The sequence below is a fragment of the Pseudomonas sp. B21-032 genome (genome assembly GCF_024748965.1).
Lineage (GTDB): Bacteria > Pseudomonadota > Gammaproteobacteria > Pseudomonadales > Pseudomonadaceae > Aquipseudomonas.
Genome location: NZ_CP087180.1, coordinates 2,898,399 through 2,917,097 on the forward strand (window position 1 = coordinate 2,898,399; position 18,699 = coordinate 2,917,097).

The 18,699-nt window shown below is 57.3% G+C and carries 22 protein-coding genes and 2 pseudogenes; 12 read left to right on the forward strand and 12 right to left on the reverse strand.

The genetic code is table 11. The features are described 5' to 3' along the window. Positions 1-99 precede the first annotated feature (99 nt). Positions 100-1,371, reverse strand: coding sequence for a diguanylate cyclase domain-containing protein (locus LOY54_RS13170; protein WP_258610647.1), 1,272 nt, complete (start codon positions 1,369-1,371; stop codon positions 100-102). 502 nt (positions 1,372-1,873) lie between these two features. On the opposite strand from LOY54_RS13170, the gene LOY54_RS13175 reads away from it, so the two are divergent. The 3 genes from LOY54_RS13175 (at position 1,874) to LOY54_RS13185 (ending at position 3,569) form a co-directional block, all read left to right on the forward strand. Continuing rightward, positions 1,874-2,074: a hypothetical protein gene (locus tag LOY54_RS13175; RefSeq protein WP_195884019.1), complete on the forward strand. Its 201-nt coding sequence runs from the start codon at positions 1,874-1,876 to the stop codon at positions 2,072-2,074. Between the two features lie 136 nt (positions 2,075-2,210). Next, complete coding sequence (locus tag LOY54_RS13180) at positions 2,211-2,480, forward strand: hypothetical protein (protein ID WP_258610648.1); 270 nt, start codon at positions 2,211-2,213, stop codon at positions 2,478-2,480. A 432-nt stretch (positions 2,481-2,912) separates the two neighbouring features. Next, complete coding sequence (locus tag LOY54_RS13185; RefSeq protein ID WP_258610649.1) at positions 2,913-3,569, forward strand: Bax inhibitor-1 family protein; 657 nt, start codon at positions 2,913-2,915, stop codon at positions 3,567-3,569. 249 nt (positions 3,570-3,818) lie between these two features. On the opposite strand, the pseudogene LOY54_RS13190 reads toward LOY54_RS13185, so the two are convergent. Further along, positions 3,819-4,226: pseudogene (locus tag LOY54_RS13190) on the reverse strand (tyrosine-type recombinase/integrase); the annotation flags it as partial. Between the two features lie 102 nt (positions 4,227-4,328). Continuing rightward, positions 4,329-5,216: a LysR substrate-binding domain-containing protein gene (locus LOY54_RS13195; protein ID WP_258610650.1), complete on the reverse strand. Its 888-nt coding sequence runs from the start codon at positions 5,214-5,216 to the stop codon at positions 4,329-4,331. Positions 5,217-5,324: 108 nt separating this feature from the next. Between LOY54_RS13195 and LOY54_RS13200 the strand changes: the two genes are divergently transcribed. The 3 genes from LOY54_RS13200 to LOY54_RS13210 all read left to right on the forward strand — a co-directional run bounded on the left by LOY54_RS13200 (position 5,325) and on the right by LOY54_RS13210 (position 6,481). Continuing rightward, positions 5,325-5,660, forward strand: coding sequence for a carboxymuconolactone decarboxylase family protein (locus LOY54_RS13200; RefSeq protein ID WP_195884026.1), 336 nt, complete (start codon positions 5,325-5,327; stop codon positions 5,658-5,660). A 6-nt stretch (positions 5,661-5,666) separates the two neighbouring features. Then, entirely contained in the window at positions 5,667-6,041 is a 375-nt protein-coding gene (locus tag LOY54_RS13205; RefSeq protein ID WP_258610651.1) for a tautomerase family protein, read from the forward strand. Positions 6,042-6,151: 110 nt separating this feature from the next. After that, on the forward strand, positions 6,152-6,481 hold the full coding sequence (locus LOY54_RS13210) for a DHCW motif cupin fold protein (protein ID WP_195884028.1): 330 nt from the start codon (positions 6,152-6,154) through the stop codon (positions 6,479-6,481). Between the two features lie 197 nt (positions 6,482-6,678). On the opposite strand, the gene LOY54_RS13215 is transcribed toward LOY54_RS13210, so the two are convergent. From LOY54_RS13215 to LOY54_RS13260, 9 genes are all read right to left on the reverse strand, one after another. Further along, complete coding sequence (locus tag LOY54_RS13215; protein ID WP_258610652.1) at positions 6,679-8,133, reverse strand: TrkH family potassium uptake protein; 1,455 nt, start codon at positions 8,131-8,133, stop codon at positions 6,679-6,681. A 704-nt stretch (positions 8,134-8,837) separates the two neighbouring features. Further along, the gene (gene arsJ / locus LOY54_RS13225) at positions 8,838-10,070 is read right to left on the reverse strand and encodes an organoarsenical effux MFS transporter ArsJ (RefSeq protein WP_115089602.1); all 1,233 of its coding nucleotides are present in this window, start codon (positions 10,068-10,070) and stop codon (positions 8,838-8,840) included. Between the two features lie 9 nt (positions 10,071-10,079). Continuing rightward, positions 10,080-11,084: an ArsJ-associated glyceraldehyde-3-phosphate dehydrogenase gene (locus tag LOY54_RS13230; protein ID WP_115089603.1), complete on the reverse strand. Its 1,005-nt coding sequence runs from the start codon at positions 11,082-11,084 to the stop codon at positions 10,080-10,082. A gap of 32 nt (positions 11,085-11,116) precedes the next feature. Next, positions 11,117-11,620, reverse strand: coding sequence for a cyclin-dependent kinase inhibitor 3 family protein (locus LOY54_RS13235; RefSeq protein ID WP_258610653.1), 504 nt, complete (start codon positions 11,618-11,620; stop codon positions 11,117-11,119). Positions 11,621-11,631: 11 nt separating this feature from the next. Then, positions 11,632-12,348, reverse strand: a complete 717-nt coding sequence (arsH, locus tag LOY54_RS13240) for an arsenical resistance protein ArsH (RefSeq protein WP_258610654.1) — start codon at positions 12,346-12,348, stop codon at positions 11,632-11,634. Between the two features lie 4 nt (positions 12,349-12,352). Then, complete coding sequence (arsB, locus tag LOY54_RS13245; RefSeq protein ID WP_075046325.1) at positions 12,353-13,414, reverse strand: ACR3 family arsenite efflux transporter; 1,062 nt, start codon at positions 13,412-13,414, stop codon at positions 12,353-12,355. Positions 13,415-13,432: 18 nt separating this feature from the next. Next, complete coding sequence (locus LOY54_RS13250) at positions 13,433-13,903, reverse strand: arsenate reductase ArsC (RefSeq protein WP_195884033.1); 471 nt, start codon at positions 13,901-13,903, stop codon at positions 13,433-13,435. 19 nt (positions 13,904-13,922) lie between these two features. Next, entirely contained in the window at positions 13,923-14,279 is a 357-nt protein-coding gene (locus LOY54_RS13255; RefSeq protein ID WP_028944961.1) for a metalloregulator ArsR/SmtB family transcription factor, read from the reverse strand. An 8-nt stretch (positions 14,280-14,287) separates the two neighbouring features. Next, positions 14,288-14,701, reverse strand: coding sequence for an arsenate reductase ArsC (locus LOY54_RS13260; RefSeq protein ID WP_075046328.1), 414 nt, complete (start codon positions 14,699-14,701; stop codon positions 14,288-14,290). Positions 14,702-14,816: 115 nt separating this feature from the next. On the opposite strand from LOY54_RS13260, the gene LOY54_RS13265 reads away from it, so the two are divergent. The 6 genes and pseudogenes from LOY54_RS13265 (at position 14,817) to LOY54_RS13285 (ending at position 18,699) form a co-directional block, all read left to right on the forward strand. Further along, the gene (locus LOY54_RS13265; RefSeq protein WP_115089606.1) at positions 14,817-15,155 is read left to right on the forward strand and encodes a helix-turn-helix transcriptional regulator; all 339 of its coding nucleotides are present in this window, start codon (positions 14,817-14,819) and stop codon (positions 15,153-15,155) included. A 40-nt stretch (positions 15,156-15,195) separates the two neighbouring features. Then, complete coding sequence (locus LOY54_RS13270; protein WP_258610655.1) at positions 15,196-16,287, forward strand: NAD(P)/FAD-dependent oxidoreductase; 1,092 nt, start codon at positions 15,196-15,198, stop codon at positions 16,285-16,287. A gap of 129 nt (positions 16,288-16,416) precedes the next feature. After that, positions 16,417-16,554 (forward strand): annotated as a pseudogene (locus tag LOY54_RS27635) (hypothetical protein); the annotation flags it as partial. Positions 16,555-16,757: 203 nt separating this feature from the next. Beyond that, positions 16,758-17,300 carry a DUF3455 domain-containing protein gene (locus tag LOY54_RS13275; RefSeq protein WP_203583940.1) on the forward strand — a complete coding sequence of 181 codons (543 nt, stop codon included), beginning with the start codon at positions 16,758-16,760 and terminating at the stop codon, positions 17,298-17,300. Between the two features lie 110 nt (positions 17,301-17,410). Next, positions 17,411-17,971, forward strand: coding sequence for a sigma-70 family RNA polymerase sigma factor (locus LOY54_RS13280; protein WP_195885995.1), 561 nt, complete (start codon positions 17,411-17,413; stop codon positions 17,969-17,971). Beyond that, positions 17,968-18,699, forward strand: coding sequence for an anti-sigma factor domain-containing protein (locus tag LOY54_RS13285; protein ID WP_258610656.1), 732 nt, complete (start codon positions 17,968-17,970; stop codon positions 18,697-18,699). The genes LOY54_RS13280 and LOY54_RS13285 overlap by 4 nt, the downstream gene beginning before the upstream one ends.

Consider the following 18,699-nt stretch of genomic DNA (forward strand, 5'->3'; position numbering starts at 1 on the left):
CCTTCACCACCGGCAGCTATGGGTCGAAAGCGGTCTGTCGCGAATGGCAGCTTTCGACCCATAGCGGCCGTTTAGATTAGAAGAATAATAGGGGTACGATTACTTCCCGCCCCGTACTGAGGTGACTTGCGACTGGCCCAGGCGGTACTGGTTGTCGCCGCTGCGCTTAGCCTCATACATCGCCAAATCGGCGACATGAATCAGTTGGTCGCGCGTCTGCGCGTGATCGGGGAAGAGGGCGATGCCCAGGCTGACTCCGACCCGCTGCCGCGTGTTACCCACGCTGATTGGTGCGTCCAACGATACTAGCAACCTCTCCGCGATCACCCGGGCCTCGTCTTCGGGGGCTCGCTCGGCCGATAGACCTTCGAGCACGGTGACAAACTCGTCACCTCCAAGCCGCGCCACGCTATCCGAGTTGCGCAGTGTTTCGTGCAGGCGGGTCGCGGTGGTCTTCAGTACCTGGTCGCCGGCCGCGTGGCCAAGGCTGTCGTTGATCGCCTTGAATCCGTTGAGGTCGATGAACACCAGTGCAACGCGGCTGTGGTTGCGCCGAGCCAAAGCCAGGGCGCCTTCTAGGCGCTCCTCGAACACTAAGCGGTTGGGCAGGCCGGTTAGCGGGTCATGGTGTGCTAGCCGGTGCAATTGATTGGCCCAGGCTTTCTCCTCGGTGATATCGCGCACCACGCCCATCATCTTGATGGGCGCGCCAAATTCGTCCTTGACCACGTTTCCGGTCTCGCGCAGCCAGTGCAGCGTACCGTCCGGCCAGACTACCCGATACTCCTCGTCGTGGTTCTCGCCGGTTTCGATGCAGCGTAATTCGCCGGCGCGCACTCGAGCCCGATCGTCAGGATGAACCGCGTTGCAGAACAGCTCGTAGCTTGGTGTCACTTCGTCGACCGAATAGCCGAACATGCCGAAGATGGCGTCGGACCAGTACAGATGGTTGGTGTCGATGTCCCAGTCCCAGGTACCGATGCGGGCGAAGTACTGGCTTCGCTGAAAGCGTTCGGCCTCAACCAAAATCGGACGGATCAGCAGCCATGGCGTTGTATTGGTCGCGCTTTGCTGGCTAATGTGTAGCGCGCGTAGTTGGCCATCGTCGCCCGTGACCTGCACCGTGCCGGCTGGCGCGGGCAACTGAGGCAAGCGTTCTCGCAGACGCAGGCCCAGTAGCGGAGTGCTGACATAACCGAGCAATTCGGCCGCTGCCGGGTTATGCCAACACACTCGGCCATTGCGGGCCAGTTGCAATACCCCCACGTCCAACTCCGCCAGCAGAGCACAGTACTCCTGGCGCTGGCGGTGCAGTACCCACAGCAGAGTCAGGCAGGGTAAGGCGGCGAGTAGGACGAACAGGGCAATCATCGGGCAGCGACCAATCCGAGAGGCTAGGCAATAGCCTCATTATGCCTATCTTATGATGGCAGTTCGCCCACAAACGCGATCAACCCTCTTATTTGCCGCTTGGCAAGGATAATCCGACCGCTGTGCGACTGCTGGGGATGCAGCAGGCCGCTCCTGGCGGACGCCTTGATGCAGCAACGCAGATCTCGCTTGGCGCGCCGCCCAGGCGAAAGGTACGGAATAGCTGACCCCATGACGGCAGGGCGGTGCCGAAGTTGAGGGGCTTGGCGACGCGAACGCTGTAGTCCCAGTGGTGCAGCCAGTAATATCAGACCTCATTAAACACTTCCTAGAAGGCGAGTCAGTCCAACACCATGAGTCGAGTGATTGTTTTGGAGGGCAGTTCACGGCTAAGAGCGGCCATTGCTGGACCCATTCTGATTTATCAGGCTAGTTACCCCAGCGCCAAAATACCTTGTGCCTGCGGGGGGGGCATGCGCTTATCCTTAGCGAATTGGTGTCGATGGAAAATTATCGAAACGGCGTGTCTCTGGTCGAGGCGCCTGCTATCGGCTGCAAATACCGGAGAACCGAGGCGACTGCGCCGGGAGGGCCGCTGGTTTCCGTTTATAAGATTGTATCGACGCCGGAGGCCTTTTTTTCGATTGAAGCCGGCAAGCCGCTGCACTTGGTGATGCGCGGCGCGGCCTATGCCAATCTTTGACCAGCAAGATTAGTGGGAAACAGCAAGACCCGAAAATGCGCTAAAATCGTTCGTTTCGCTCAGTGGACGGGTTAAAGTCCGCCACTTAACAGAACGGTACATGCAAAATTAAAGTCGGCAAGATGGCCAAAAATAAATGAAATTTAAAGATGGTGATAGAATAAAAGTTAAGCCCCACTTCTGGTGGCCGAATGGCGGGGTTGGAGTAGTTTCGTTACCACCAAGATTTGTAAAAGAAGCCTTGGGTTGCGAGGTGGACTTAAATAGTGTTCAGCAAACTGTTGTCGGTAAAGAAATAGTTATCACCAGTATTTGGGTTAATTTTGACGAGCCGGCAATGGATTATAGTGATGATGGCCCTTACGTCGGCGGAGAGGTATCCATAGAATATTTGGAACCTATATAGTGAAGCAATCGCTGGAAGTCGCATTGCATCCGCGCGGCATCCAATGGGCGTAGATATCATTGATCTCGCGCAATAGTATTTATGGCGGTCAAGATACGAGTAATTAGGAAGAAGCATTACCGTAAAAGCATGGACGTTCGCGTCGGGAATTAATAGAACTCTCCTAGAGGGCCGTTTTTTGCCCTCCCCGGAGGGCTGCTCTGCGTCGATAGCAGCCATCTAATGAACAACCAAGAGAATCAGTCTTCAGAGCTGATCAGTCTCACTAATCTCGTTTTGTCCCAGGCCTTTTCTCGGGCTCTTGCGGATGCCGTCTAGTCTCTTTAATTGCGATGCAGCTATGTGCCATCATGGTCAACCATCGAACTATATGGTGCCAGCCTTCATCGGCCTTGCCGTGGCACGGACACTAAGCAAAGGAAAGCCCAACACATGATTGAAAACGATACCTTCAGTCGGGTCGGTACCAACCACCAGATTTCGGCCAACATCTACAACCTCATACTCGGTGCCGTTCTGCTTTGGGGTTTTGCGGTGAACTGGTCTCTGGTCACCACGGTTCCGGCCGAGGTCATTCTAGCCATTCCCCCGATACTGTTTTACGTTGGCTACTTCGTCTTGGCGATGTCCGGCGTCGCCATCATCTTCCGCTCGCAGGAGCCGGAGTACAGCTTCCTCGGCTACAACCTGATCGTGGCGCCGATCGGCCTGCTGCTTGTAGTGGTTCTGCCCAGGTACTCGCATGACCACATCGTTCAGGCTATGCAGACCACTATCCTCCTTACTGCGGGGATGATGATACTGGGGACCGTGTTCCCGGCATTCTTTAAACGGATCGAATCGTCACTGTTTATCGCCCTGGTGGTGTCGATCGTCGTCGAGCTGGGCCAGGCATTGTTGTTCGGCATTCATCTGGCGGTAATGGACTACATCGTCGCTGCGGTCTTCTGCGGCTACATCGGCGTGGACTGGGGACGCGCCAACCAGATCGAGCGCACCGTTGACAACGCGATCGATAGTGCCGCTGCGCTGTACCTGGACATTATCAATCTGTTCCTACGCATCCTGCGGATCATGTCCAAGAAATAACGAACACCAAGCATTAGACTGACGGAAATCTCCGCCGCCTCAGGCAGGCTAAATCAACCCATGCATCACCGATAGGGCCAAGGCCGTGGGCAACAATGCCGCCACTTCCGTTACCGGAATGGTAATTACTCATTTGGTATCTCCCAGCACCAGGTTGCCTGGCAGCAAGCACAAGCCGGAGTATTATTCGCGATTGCTATCAGTGCTGATCGTCAGCTCTTGGCCGAGAGCAGGCGGTTACGGTCGCCCGATTCGGGTGTACTGCCGGGTGGAGAGATGCACTGAGGCGTGTAACCGGCTTGGAAAAAGGCAATCCTCGTTATGGAGATGGGCTTGATGTATCCAGGCCTCTAGGGCGGGCCGTGTTTGCTCTGTAATCTCAAACTGCACGGGTCGCTGGGTTTTCTGCTGCATCACTATTGCTAGCGATAACACGAGCTCCCCATGAGCAACGTCGCGTACGCGAAGCTTGGTCAGATCGCAGGCTCGCAGCTTGCTGTCGATGGCCAGATTGAAGAGAGCCAAATCACGAGTTTCCTCCGCGATTTGAAGCCTTACCCGAATAGCCCAGATATCTTTCAGTCGGAGCGGGGCTTTCTGCCCGACCAATTTTCCTTTGTTCCAAGGCTGCTGGCTGCTGGTAGTAATGGTGTTCATGGCTTGTCCTCCATGTGAGGGAAGACAAGGATGGTCAGCCCAATCTAGAGGCGCTAACCGACCCAAAGCCATCATTCGAATTGAACCTTTGGGTGCCTTCGATTATTTCGTAATCGTGAAACGATACGCCTGTTGTTGCAGGGTCGTTTTGATTAGTGCGGCCAATTTTTGGGCAACTGGTGATGGGGCGTCGCCATTGCTGTGAAGCACATAGCCAAGGCTTGGCACGGGGGGTAGTCCAGAAACAACGGTGAGATAGCTCGGCAGCCCGATGCGGGTTCGCAGCGTCAGGCCCAATCCGGCGGCGACGGCTGCCCAGATACCGCCGACGCTGGGGCTGGTCAGCGCGATCCGCCAAGGTATTTGCGCGGCATCCAGCGCCTGGGTGGCGGCGCTGCGCAATACGCAAGGTGCGTCGAACATGATCAATGGCAACGATGAATCATCAAGGGCCGCCAGCAATGGCATATCGCGGGCCCCGATCCAGTGCATTTGTGTTTCGCCCAGACGTGTGGCGTAGGGCGACAGGTGCTCGGTGTCCCAGGTCAGGGCCAGGTCCAGATCGGCGCTTTCGACCAGAGCAAGCAGTTCGGCGTTACGGGCGATCCTGACTTCGAGATTCACCCTCGGGTAAGTCTGGACGAAGCGTCGCAGGATATCGCTCAGGAAATGTTCCCCAAAGTCCTCTTGAAGCCCAAGGCGTGCGGTCCCGGCGGTTTGGCTTTCATGCAGGGTCTGGAAAATACCGTCGTTCAGCTCCAGCAACCGGCGGGCATGGCTGAGTAGTGTTTCTCCAGTGGGGGTCAAAGCCAGTCCGCGACCGGATTTAGTCAGTACCGGCGTGCCGACCTGCTCCTCGAGTTTTTTCAACTGGGCGCTCACGGCGGACGTCGATCGACCAAGGCGATCCGCCGCTTTGGCGAAGCTGTTGAACTCCACGCCTGTGACGAAGGTGCGCAATACGTCAAGATCAAAGGTTGGGCGACGCATTCAATTGTCCACTAATTTGGGATGATTGGTGCTATTAAATCTGATATTCGGAGTTGTCGCGACTTGATAGTTTTCCCCCGTCAATTGGTACATCAGGGGAAAAAGAACATGAGTGCATCGATGGACACTGGGCGGGAGCACCAGAACAGATACCCGCAGAAATTTACCGAGCTGAACGACAACGTATTGTTTGGCGACATGTGGACGCGTACGGAATTGAAGCCCCGTGAATGCAGTCTGGCGACGGTGGTCGCGATGGTGGCGATGTACCGTCTGGAGCAACTCCCATTTGACTTGAAACGTGCATTGGATAACGGCTTGTGTGTTGACGAATTGGCCGAAGTCATAGCCCATCTGGCGTTTTATTCAGGTTGGCCGACAGCGGTCTCGGCGCTGAATTTTCTCAGTGAGCTACAGGCTTGCCTTCCAATACGTCAGGAGTAATCGTCGATGCCGTTTGCACGAATTTCACTACACCGCGGGAAGTCGGTCGAGTATTTACAGGCACTGTCTGAGGGTTTACACGACGCCTTGGTCGAGAGTTTCGAAGTGCCGAAGAGTGATCGCTTCCAGGCCATTCACCAGCATGAGATCGACGAGCTGATATTTGATCCTCACTACTTGGGCGGGCCGCGTAGCCATGACTTTGTGCTAATCGCGATTACCGCAGGCCGTCCTCGAAATGTTGAGACCAAACAGCGTTTTTACCGTGATCTGGTCGAGAAATTGGAGCGGGCGACGGGACTGAAAGCGGAGGATGTCATGGTGGTGATTTCCACTACGGCCAGCGATGAGTGGTCGTTTGGAGGAGGGCGGGGCAACTAGCCTTCCGGTTTTTGCAGCGCCTGTATCCCATAAATGCGGGCCGTCTGTGCCTATCGGCACCATCGCCAGATTGATACGGTCTGCATTTACTATATTTCGCTGAGGTAACTATGGATCTTGCTGCAATCCCATTCGGTACCACCGACTGGTTAACGATTGAACCAGTGGCGCATGCCGGCCAGACAGGCACAGCCTATTGGCGTACTTGTCAGTTTGGTTCTGCACGTGTGCGGATGGTCGAGTATAGCCCTGGATACTTGGCCGATCATTGGTGTTGGAGGGGGCACATCCTGCTGTGCCTGGAGGGTCAGTTGCATACAGAACTGGAGGATGGTCGTCAGTTCACGCTGACACCGGGCATGAGTTATCAGGTGGGTAACAATGCAGAGGGACATCGGTCATCCACCACCACCGGGGCGAAGTTGTTCATTGTGGATTAGCCTTGGGGGCGGACCTGCATAACGCGCCCACACAATCCGTTTGTTGCCCATGCAGTCGCAATCATGGGCTCTGAATATACGTGTGCGAATGACTACTTCTGGCCGATAGTCGCCCTTCGCGAATGGCTGCTATGGGTCGAAAGCTGCCATTCGCGACAGACCGCTTTCGACCCATAGCTGCCCTTTGCAGTGGGCAGCTAATACCTCCAGAACACCGGGGTTACCATCACTAGCACCGTCAGGATTTCCAGCCGTCCCAGGAGCATACCAATGGTCAGCAGCCACTTTGCTGCATCAGGTAATGATGAGAAGTTACCGGCAGGCCCGATAATTGTGCCCACGCCTGGCCCAACGTTGCACACAGCAGTGGCGGCACCACTCAGAGCAGTCGTCCAGTCCAGCCCGATCAGCGCCAGTCCTAGCGCAATCAGGGCAATGGTGATGGTGAAGAAAAACGAGAAAGTCAAAAGCGAACGCACGATCTCCTCGTCAATGGGGTGTCCATTGTATTTTTTCTGAATGACCGCGCGTGGATGAATCAGTTGCTTCAAGTTACTGACGAGCAGGACGGCAGCCACTTGGAAGCGGAAGATTTTAAGACCGCCAGCCGTCGAGCCTGAGCACCCTCCGACAAAGGTTAGGTAGAAGAACAACAGAACGGCAAAACTACCCCACAGTGTGTAGTCACCGACCGCAATTCCGGTGGTCGTCACGACGGAAGTCACGTTGACCGCCACGATCCGAACGGCGTCCCACCAGTCGTATTCGCTGTGAAAGCATAACCACGTACCCACAGCCAGCGAAGTGACAGTCAAGAATCCGAGAAACCCGCGTACTTGGTGATCCATCAGTAACGCACGCCGATTACCGCGCAATGTCGCGACGTATAAGGTGAAGGGCAGGCTACCCAAGATCATGACGACCACTGCAACCCAATGAATCGCAGGCTGCGTCCAATGCCCGAGTGAGGCGTCCGACGTTGAGAATCCACCCGTAGAAATCAACGACATTGCGTGGTTGATCGCTTCGAACGGTGTCATTCCAACGAACCAGAGTGCTAGTGCTCCAGCACCCGTGAGCCCCAGGTAGAGTGCAAGGATGTATTTGGCTGCCACATGGGATCGCGGCGTAACTTTCTCCGACCAGTCAGAAGACTCTGTCTGGAACAGGCGCATGCCACCGACTCGCAACATCGGAAGGATAGCGACAGCCATGCCGATGAAGCCTATGCCTCCCAACCAGTGAAGCATGGAGCGCCACATCAGCAGGCCGGGAGATGCGGTATCCAAGCCAGTGAGGACGGTCGAGCCTGTCGTTGTGATCCCTGACATCGTTTCAAAAAACGCGTCGGTGTAACTGATGTGGTGGATGAACACCATCGGTAGAGCTGCAAAGGCGCAAACCACAACCCAGCTCGCCGTTGTCAAGAAATACATATCCCTTGGGCGCAGCTGTGATGTTTCTGGATGCCTGCGCCCAATAAGCGCCAGCCCACAGACCAACGTAATCAGGCTCGACCACAGAAAGGCGCCGAGCTCATCGACTCGCTCATACACTACCAACGTAACCATGGGAATAACCATGCTTACTGCCAGAGTGATCAGGAAAACGCCCAAGATGAAGCCGACAAGCCGCATTGCTGCGAGAGACATACGGTTAGCCTACGAAATGATAGCCGTGCAGTATCCTATGCTCAACCTCGGTCTTCCGTAAATTTTGCGTAAAAGCAGGCATAAGTGCCCGCTTCGCAGGAGCATGGGTCAGATCTTCAGCCCGGGAGTTGAATGGCCGCCTACGGCCCGCCAAAGACTGTTATCTAACTCGCGCTCTCATTATTGGGCGCATCAAATGTCCGCTTCTGGCCGATAGCAGCCGCTGGAGGTTGGAGCTGATTTGACTGTTCCGCAGCAGGGAATGGGCTCCCCAATTGGTTGAATCCTATACTGCCTTGATCAGATAGCAGGGGGCAGGGGCAATGGGATGCCAAAGCCGTGGTCAGTGACACGGGCACCTGGTGCGACCCCCATATTCCCGCGTATCCTGTTGCCGAGTTATTCCGTGGACAACAGTGTGGTCTGTGCCGATGGTTCGGAGACGGCAGTCGATGCGGTGATCTGGTGCACCAGATTTAAACCGGCTTTAGGGCACTTAGCCAGCCTTCGGATGATTACCGAGGAAGGGCGAGTGGCCGTCGAGGGGGCTCGCGCTGTGAACGAACACAGACTATGGCTGGTGGGCGGGTTCGGTGTCGGCGATTTTGGTAGGGGTTACCCGTAGAGCCCGCAGTACTGTCGCTGAGATTGAGCAATTGCTGGGAAAGGCGGAGGTACGAGAGCTCCCGCCTGATGGTCGCTGGTCAGCTTGGCTGCTGTGTGGTGTCGCCGTGCCTGGGCAAGGCGATTGAGATGAGAGCGGCAGCCAATACAAAACCGCTCGATACCCACAAGCAAGCCTCCAGGCCATAAGTTTGGAACACCCAGCCGGAAAGCAGGGTGCCGAGCAGTCGTCCCAGAGCGTTGGACATGTAGTAGAAGCCCACGTCCAGTGAGACCCCGTCTTCCTTGGCATAGCTAACGATCAGGTAGCTGTGCAGCGATGAATTCACGGCAAACAGCACGCCGAACAGCATCAGCCCACCAAGCAATACCACCTGACCCGACCAGCCTGCGCTCAGCCCCAGAGCAATGAGTGCTGGCAGTCCGGCCAGCGCGATAGCCCAGGTGAAGGATGCTCGGCCGTCTGGCACATGGCCACGCTGCTTGCCGGTGATGCTGGGGGCAAAAGACTGCACGATGCCATAGCCGATGATCCAGGCGGCAAGAAAGCCACCGACCAGCCAGAAGTCCCAGCCAAATACGCTGCTCAGGTACACCGGCAGCGCTACGACGAACCAGACGTCACGGGCACCGAAGAGAAACAGGCGTGCGGCTGAGAGAGTGTTGATTGCCCGGCTCTTGGACAGTATGTCGCGGAATTTCGGTTTGGCTTTGGCCTTGCCCAGGTCCTTTTTCAGCAGCAGCAAGCTGCCTATCCAGATCAATGCCAGCGCCGCCGCCATCGCCAGTACCGCCATGGTGAAGCCGAGCAGCGCAAGCAGCGCACCGCCAAGGAAAAAGCCCACGCCTTTGAGCGCGTTTTTCGAGCCTGTGAGGATGGCCACCCACTTGTAGAGGGTACCTTGCTGGCTATCCGGAACCAGGAGCTTGATCGAGCTCTTGGCACTCATCTTGTTGAGGTCCTTGGCGATGCCGGACAACGCTTGGGCTCCCATCACCCAAGGCACCGTCAGCCAGGCCGCCGGTACCGTGAGCATCAGCAAGGCCAGGACCTGCATGCCCAGGCCGATGTTCATGGTGCGATTGAGACCCAGGCGGGCGCCGAGGTAGCCGCCCACCAGGTTGGTGATCACGCCGAAAATTTCGTAAAACAGGAACAGCGCTGCGATCTGCAGCGGCGTGTAGCCAAGTGTATGGAAGTGCAAAACCACCAACATGCGCAACGCGCCGTCGGTGAGGGTGAAGGCCCAGTAATTGCCGGTAACCAGCAGGTACTGACGCACTTCCGTAGACAGGGCTGACAACGCCTTCATGATCGCCGTTTACTCCGCCGTGCCGACCAGTCGGGCCAGCTCCGCTGCACGATTGGCGTAGCCCCACTCGTTGTCGTACCAGGCGTAGATCTTCACCTGGGTGCCGTTGACCACCAGGGTCGACAGCGCATCGATGATCGAAGACCGCGGATCGGTGCGGTAGTCGATGGACACCAGTGGGCGTTCTTCGTAACCCAGGATGTCCTTCAGCGGGCCTTCGGCAGCCGCCTTCAGCAGCAAGTTGACCTCTTCAGCCGTGGTTTCACGCGCCACCTCGAACACGCAGTCGGTCAGCGAGGCGTTGGCCAGCGGTACGCGCACGGCGTGACCATTCAGCTTGCCGCGCAGTTCGGGGAAGATCTCGGCGATCGCTGTGGCCGAACCGGTGGTGGTCGGGATCAGGCTCATGCCTGAGGCACGGGCGCGGCGCAGGTCCTTGTGCGGGGTATCGAGGATGCTCTGGGTATTGGTCAGGTCGTGGATGGTGGTGATCGAGCCGTGGCGGATGCCCAGGTTCTCGTGAATCACTTTGACCACCGGAGCCAGGCAGTTGGTGGTGCAGGAAGCGGCGGTGACAATGCGGTGCTGGGCCGGGTCGAACAGGTGCTGGTTTACGCCCATCACCACGTTCAGTGCGCCTTTTTCCTTCACCGGGGCACAGACCACCACGCGTTTGACGCCCTGATCCAGGTAGGCCTGGAGCACGGCTACCGACTTCATCTTGCCGCTGGCCTCGATGACCAGGTCGCAGCCCGACCAGTCGGTGTCGGCGATGGTCTTGTTCGCTGTGACCTTGATGTGTTTGCCATCGATCACCACCGAGTCGCCTTCTGCACCTGCTTCGCGGTGCCAGCGTCCGTGGATCGAGTCGAAGTTGATCAGGTGGGCGTGGGTCTCAGCGTCCCCGGCCGGGTCATTGATCTGTACGAATTCGAATTCCGGCCAGTCCCAGGACGCGCGCAGCGCCAAGCGACCGATACGTCCAAACCCATTGATGCCTACTTTGATTGCCATTTTCTTGTTCTCGAGTCGCGGTTCGCGAGCGGTCAGAGGGCACTGGTGAACTGATTGATGTAGCTGACGTGTGGAGGGTTTTGAATCGCTCGCGGGCGCAGGGCCTGAACCTGAGCGATGGCCTCGTGCACAGGGATACCGCACTCGATCATCAGGCGGGCTGCGAACAAGCCGGTACGGCCCGAGCCACCCTTGCAGTGAATAGCGATCGATTTGCCAGCCATCACCAGCTCTTTTAGGCGCTCCCGATGGGTTTCCCAGGCGGCAGCAAAGGGCTCGCCGGGAGCCTGATCATCCTCCACCGGCAGGTGGAACCATTCAAGGCCCAGCAGCTGGCATTCCTCAGGCAGTAGATCGACCTCGTTCTGCAACAGCTCTTCATCCGCCATCAGGGTTACCAGTGCGCTCGCGCCGGCATCGCGCAGTGTTGCCAGAGCCTGGGAGACCGGCGTGTCCTTGGTACCAGGGCACGGGGTGAAGATCAGTTGGCCGATCAACTGTGGAGTAGTCAGCACGGAATACGGGTGCAGTTGCATGCTCAAAAGCCTCAGATGGAGCGTTGATTGACGCGCTTCGATAGTTCTTCAGCCGACTCTTTGCGTTCGGAGTAGCGATCGACCATATAGTCGGCGCGATCACGCAGAAGCAGGGTGAATTTCACCAGCTCCTCCATCACGTCGACGACACGGTCGTAGTACGCAGAGGGCTTCATGCGGCCCGTCTCGTCGAACTCCAGATAGGCCTTCGGCACTGACGACTGGTTAGGGATGGTGAACATGCGCATCCAGCGGCCAAGCACGCGTAGTTGGTTGACCACGTTGAATGACTGCGAGCCACCGCAGACCTGCATCACCGCGAGGGTTTTGCCCTGCGTCGGCCGCACTGCACCCATGCTCAGCGGAATCCAGTCGATCTGCGACTTGAACACGCCGGTCATCGCACCGTGGCGTTCTGGTGAACACCAGACCATGCCTTCCGACCAGAGCACCAGGTCGCGCAGCTCTTTGACCATGGGGTGGTCGTCGGGTACGTCATCCGGCAGCGGCAGGCCCGACGGATTGAAGATCCGCGTCTCGGCACCGAAGTGCTCCAGCAGGCGGGCTGCTTCCTCGGTCAGAAGGCGGCTGAAAGAGCGCTCTCGGGTCGATCCATACAGCAGCAGGATGCGCGGTTTGTGAGTGGACTGCTGCTCGATAGCCAGCTTTTCGGAAGACGGCAGATCGATCAGATCACTGTCGATGTTGGGGATATGGTGTTCGGTCATGATTTCACTCCTGGGACAAGGCACCAGATGGCTGATCGAACCAGCGACGCTTGAGCCACAAGGCAACGCCGACCAGGGAGATCAGTACCGGTACTTCCACCAAAGGCCCGATGACGGTGGCAAATGCTACCGGCGAGGCAAGGCCAAAAGTGGCAATGGCCACGGCAATGGCCAGTTCGAAGTTGTTACTGGCAGCGGTAAATGCCAGCGCGGTGGTGCGTGGGTAGTCGGCCTCCAGCAGCTTGCCCATCCAGAAGCTGATGAAGAACATCACCACGAAGTAGATGGTTAGCGGGATGGCTATGCGCAGCACATCCAGAGGCAGTTGCAGCACCATGTCGCCTTTCAGGCTGAACATAGCGACGATGGTCAGCAGCAACGCCACGAGCGTCAGCGGGCTGATCTTCGGAATGAAGCGCTCCTCGTACCACGCGGAGCCCTTACGGCTGATCAGGATCTTGCGGGTCAGGAAGCCAGCCAGGAATGGGATACCCAGATAGATCAGTACCGATTGGGCAATTTCGATGAAGCTGGTTTCGATGATGCTACCTTCCAGCCCGAACAGCGGCGGCAGAAGGCCCAGGAAGATCCAGGCATACACGCTGAAGAACAGAATTTGGAAGATGCTGTTGAAGGCGACCAAGCCCGCAACGTATTGGTTGTTGCCGCCTGCAATCTGGTTCCACACCAGCACCATGGCGATGCAGCGTGCCAAGCCGATGAGGATTAGGCCGGTCATGTACTCGGGCTTGTCGGAGAGGAATACGACAGCCAACCCGAACATCAGCACCGGGCCAATCACCCAATTCTGAATCAGCGACAAGGCGAGGATGCGCTTGTCTTTGAAGACCTGTGGTAGCTCCTCGTATTTCACCTTCGCCAATGGCGGGTACATCATGACGATCAGGCCAATGGCAATGGGGATGTTTGTCGAGCCAACCGACAGGCTGTTCAGCCATGCAGGCAGTCCCTGGAAGAGACTGCCGAGGCCAATGCCAAGGCCCATGGCCAAAAAGATCCAGACCGTTAGGTAGCGATCGAGGAATGAAAGGCGGCTCTTGCTCATGGTGAATCTCCCTTAACGTCAGAGCGTTCCGATGCGTGCCAGCTCGGCCTTGAGCTGGGCGGCATCCAGTTGTTCGAAAGGCAATGCGAGAAATGCCGTAATGCGGCGCTTGATGTGTTCAAGCGTGGCGTCGAAAGCCTCGTCCAGTTCGGCGGCGCTACCTTGCAGGTCGGACGGATCGGAAAGCCCCCAATGAGCTTTTACTGCTGGCCCGAAGAACACCGGGCATGCTTCGCCAGCGGCCTTGTCGCAGACGGTGATGACAAAGTCCGGGGCAAGCTCGGCGTGTGAATCACTGGACTTGCTGCTGAGACCATCGGTGGAAATACCGGCGCGCTGCAACGCGGCGATGGACAACGGATGCACCTCGCCCTTGGGCTGGCTGCCGGTGCTGAAGGCCTTCATACCGGTCGGGGCCAGGTGGTTGAACACGGCTTCAGACAGGATGCTGCGGCAGCTATTGGCGGTGCAGAGGAACAGAACTTTCATCGGCTTTTCTCGGCAGTGATCAGCAGCAGGAGGCCACGCGCTGTGGGCGGTCACCCATGGTGTCCAGTCGTTTGGAGCTGGTGCTCAGCCATTCGCGGTTGGCCTCCAGCGTCGTTGCCAGGACTTCGCGTACCCAGGCGGGCAGCTCGGGATGTAGCCGGTAGTAAACCCATTGACCCTGCCGGCGGTCTTCCAGCAGGTCACACGTGCGCAATTGCGCCAGGTGGCGGGAAACCTTGGGCTGGCTTTCTTCCAGCGCACAGGTCAGTTCACAGACGCAGAGCTCTTCCTCGCGAGCGATCAGCAACATCATCCGAATGCGGGTTTCGTCGGCGAGGCATTTGAAAACCTTGGTAGGGGTCAGCGAGTCAGTCATAGCGGTTCTCAGTGCTTGGTTTTCACGAGGACGAACATCTTGATGCGCTCATGAATCTCGTGAAGCGTGTGGCGGAAGGCATCGTGTTTGTCGCTGGTGACAGGGTCTTCGAAGCTCCATACCAGCTGCTCGCCAAAAGCCGGAAGCGCTTGGCATTCCTGGGCGGCCTTGTCACAGAGGGTAATGACGTAGTCGAAGTGTTCACCGGCGAACTCGTCGATGGATTTGCTACGCAGGGCGCTGGAGTCGATGGCGAGGTGCTCAAGGGCGGCATAGGTTCGCGGGTCGACTTCGCCAGGCTGAGTACCTGCGCTGAAAGCCTCGAAGCGCACAGGGTCTGTGTGTCGGAGCAATGCTTCGGCGAGTTGGGAGCGAGCAGCGTTGGCGGTGCAAACAAACAGGACGCGGATCTTGCCAGTCATCACTAGATACTCTGCGTGTATATGGTTTTCCAAATATACGATTTTCCAAATGTATCGCAAGCTTGCGATGATGGGTGGCTTTACATGTGCGTCTTCATGCACATATATTGCTCTCATGACGACTCCTGACAATCTCCGCGCCCAAGCCATCGATGCTGCCATTGAGTCGCTGGATGAAGCCTTCTTCAAAGCCCTCTGCGAACCCTCTAGGGTCGCGGTGTTCAAGCGCGTGCTTCAGTTAGGGAGGGCGGATGTCGGCGAAATCGCCAAAGCTTTGCCGCAGGAGCGCTCTGTGATCTCAAGGCACTTACAGGTGCTGCACGACGCTCACATCGTGAAAGCCACCAAAGTGGGCAGACAGGTTTTCTATGAAGTGAATGGCGGGGCGATCGTCGAGCGTTTGGAGGGCCTCCTCCAGCGAACCAAGGGTCTGGTTTCGCTGTGCTGCCCGTAGCGTGGCTTTTTTCTCCTGATATATGCATGAGTGTGCACATATGAATGAATTGAGTCGTACTTTGGATGTGGTTGTCATCGGTGGTGGGCAAGCAGGTTTGGCGACTGGCTGGCACTTGCAGCAGCGCGGCTTGGAATTCCTCATCTTGGATGAGCAGGCATCTCCTGGCGGGAACTGGCGGAACTACTACGACAGCCTGCAGCTGTTCTCCCCGGCGGAATACTCGGCGTTGCCAGGGCTGCCGTTTCCTGGTGACCCCAAGAGCTATCCGCTACGAGACGAGGTGGTGCAGTACCTGGAAGCCTATGCTGCCGAGTTTCGACTGCCTTTTCAGGGCGGCATCCGAGTGGTGGGCGTAGCGCAGAAGGAAAAGGTGTTTGAGGTTCGCTGCGACACCGGAGCGATCCTCACCGCACGTTCTGTGGTCGTAGCATCGGGAGGATTTAGCCGGCCGTTCACGCCCAGCGTTCCTGGGTTGGAGGGCTTCTCAGGGACATGTCTGCATAGCTCAGCATATCGAACGCCAGAGCCCTTTACTGGCCAGCGCGTCGTAGTGGTTGGAGCCGCGAACTCAGCTGTCCAGATCGCTTATGAGCTTGCAGGCGTCGCCGAGGTAGTGCTGGCAACCCGCGAGAAAATCCGTTTCTTCCCGCAGCGAATCCTCGGACTCGATTTTCATACCTGGCTGAAATTCACCAAGCTGGAGCAAACACGATGGTTGAGTGACCAGAGCACGCCCGTGCTCGATACCGGTAAGTACCGGAAGGCTCTCAACGCCGGTCTATTCCAGCGCAGGGCCATGTTCCAGCAAGTGCTACCCGATTCTGTTGTCTGGCCGGACAGAAGCACTACTCAGGTCGATGCGCTGATTTTTGCGACGGGCTTCCAGCCAAACCTAGATTTCCTGACGGGCCTCCCGGTCGCAGACCGGAGTGGGCGTGTGCTGCAGCATAACGGTGTGGCCAGCCAGGTGCCAGGCCTGTACTTCGTGGGCTTGCCTCAACAAAGGAACTTCGCTTCGGCAACACTCAGGGGCGTGGGTGCAGACGCCAGTTACCTGATGCCCCGATTGCTTAGTCACCTGAGCAAGGGCCGCTCGCTTCACCTGTCAGCGTCGCCCCGCCAGATCTGAACTCTGGCTGGGCGACGGCGAGACGTATTGCAACGTGCCCCTAGAGCTGCCGCCATGTCGTACACCTCAACCCGGTTTGGCCGGCGGGACCTGCTTAAAGCCGGCGCTTTGATTGCTGGCGGTGTCTGGGTCAACATCAGCGAGCGGGCAGCAGTTCCCAAACGAATTGAATTCCTCGAAGCGTTGCCACTGACTGCCGTGGGCAAGATATTCAAGCCCGCTTTGCAGCAGCGGGAAATTGGGGTACTGGAGAGGGCAAACGTGAAGACCACGCGATCCTGTATCCGGTCAGAATCTGCTGCCCCCAATCCAAGAGCTGACACTCACACCGGCAAGCGATCAAGGACTTGCTCTACGGCGTTAGTTGTAATGATATTTCTAATGTAACTGCATCCAGATCGACCTCCAGCGGGTAGTACAGGTAGTAGCCATCGCGCTGCTGAGCTGATTATCCTTCTGGAGAGGCTTACATGAACGCCATACGATTCCTCTGCATGACCAGTACTACGCTCGCTGTCACCTGTTTGTCACTCATGATCCCTGCGGCCTATGGACAGGCAAATCTGCCCGACAGCATCAAGGTTCCGGACGGCCACAAGACCGTACTGGAAGCCGTAGGCGTGGGCGAAATCACTTATGAATGCCGCGACAAAGCCAACGCCGCCGGCCAGACCGAATGGGTGTTTGTCGGGCCCAAGGCGGTGCTCAATGATCGTAGCGGCAAACAGATCGGCACCTACTTTGGACCGCCTGCCACCTGGCAAGCCAAAGACGGCTCCAAAGTCACCGGGACGCAACTGTCTGTTGCCCCTTCAAGCACCGGTGACCTCCCTTATCAGTTGGTCAAGGCCAACCCAGCTGAAGGCAAAGGCGCGATGAACGGTGTCAGCTATATCCAGCGGGTGGCCGTCAAAGGCGGCGTAGCCCCCAGTAGCGAATGCTCCGCCGCAAACAAGGGCAAACAAGAGATGGTCAAATATCAGGCTGACTATATTTTCTGGACAGCCAATTAAGCCAGCGATTCAGAGCAGCCTGACAGCGCACAAAGTCGTCTACGCTGCTCTGATCGAACTCCAGCTATACGGCTGGGGGCTACCCCTTGCTGACGGCGGAAAAATTGTCCTTGCCCGAGCCCGGTTTTGACTATGAATCCTGCCTGATTGCCTGCGCCAGAGGCGACCAGCAGGCACTACGGGATTTATATGAGCAGGAAAGTCCTCGGCTTTTGGGTGTCGCCAGGCGCATTGCGCGTGACAACGTTCTGGCCGAAGACATCGTGCACGATGCCTTTATCAGGATCTGGACCCGTGCCGCCAGTTTCAACCCGGCAAGAGGCTCAGCACGTGGCTGGATTTTCAGCGTGACGCGGCACCTGGCGCTTAATTTCATGCGTAATGGCGCCAGGGAAGTACAGGTCAGTGAGCAGAGCGAAACGGCGTTGCACGCTTCAGCCTCCATGGAGGCATCGCTAGAGACTGCGCAAACCTTCGATTATCACGGCCATTCAGGGCGCATTTATACCTGCCTTGAGCAACTGGAGCCGGCGCGGCGCACCTGCATACTTCATGCGTATGTCGACGGCTATTCGCATGCACAAATCGCACAGAAACTGGGTACACCACTGGGGACGGTCAAAGCCTGGATCAAACGCAGTCTGGTGGCATTGCGGGAGTGCATGGGATGACCGAGACCCCTCAAGATCAAAGCCCGGACGACATCGACGCGCTGGCCAGTGAGTATGTTCTGGGCACGCTGCAGGCCGAGCAGCGCATCGAAGTACAAAAGCGTCTGGCCCAAGACACTGAACTACGATCCGCTGTAGATGCTTGGGAGCAGCGCTTATACCCGTTGACTGAACTGGTTGAAGCGCAATCGCCTACGCCACGCCTCTGGGAGCGTATCGAGCGCAGCGTGAACAGCATTGAGCGACAAGCACCACGAGCAACGGCCGCCGCACAGCCGAACTCATGGTGGAACCGTCTTGCACTATGGCGTGGGCTGGCGGCGACAGGTCTTGTCGCATCGCTGTTGCTCGCAACCGCACTCCTGACCCAAACCGCTCAGATGAAACCGATCACCTACCTGGTCGTTCTGGTGGCGCCACAAAATCAGACGCCCGGCTGGGTGATTCAGGCGAGCAGTCCACGGGAAATCCAACTGATACCTTTGGGGGGCACGCAAGTCCCTGCCGACAAAGCACTTGAGTTCTGGACCAAAGCCGACGACTGGCAAGGACCGGTATCTCTTGGATTGGTCACACCTGGACAAACACTTTCTGTTCCTCTAGATAAACTGCCACCGCTGGAGCCCAACCAGCTCTTTGAACTGACGCTGGAAAGTCCCACTGGATCGAAGACTGGCAAACCCACAGGACCGGTGCAATTCATCGGCCGTGCCGTGAAAGTAATCTGA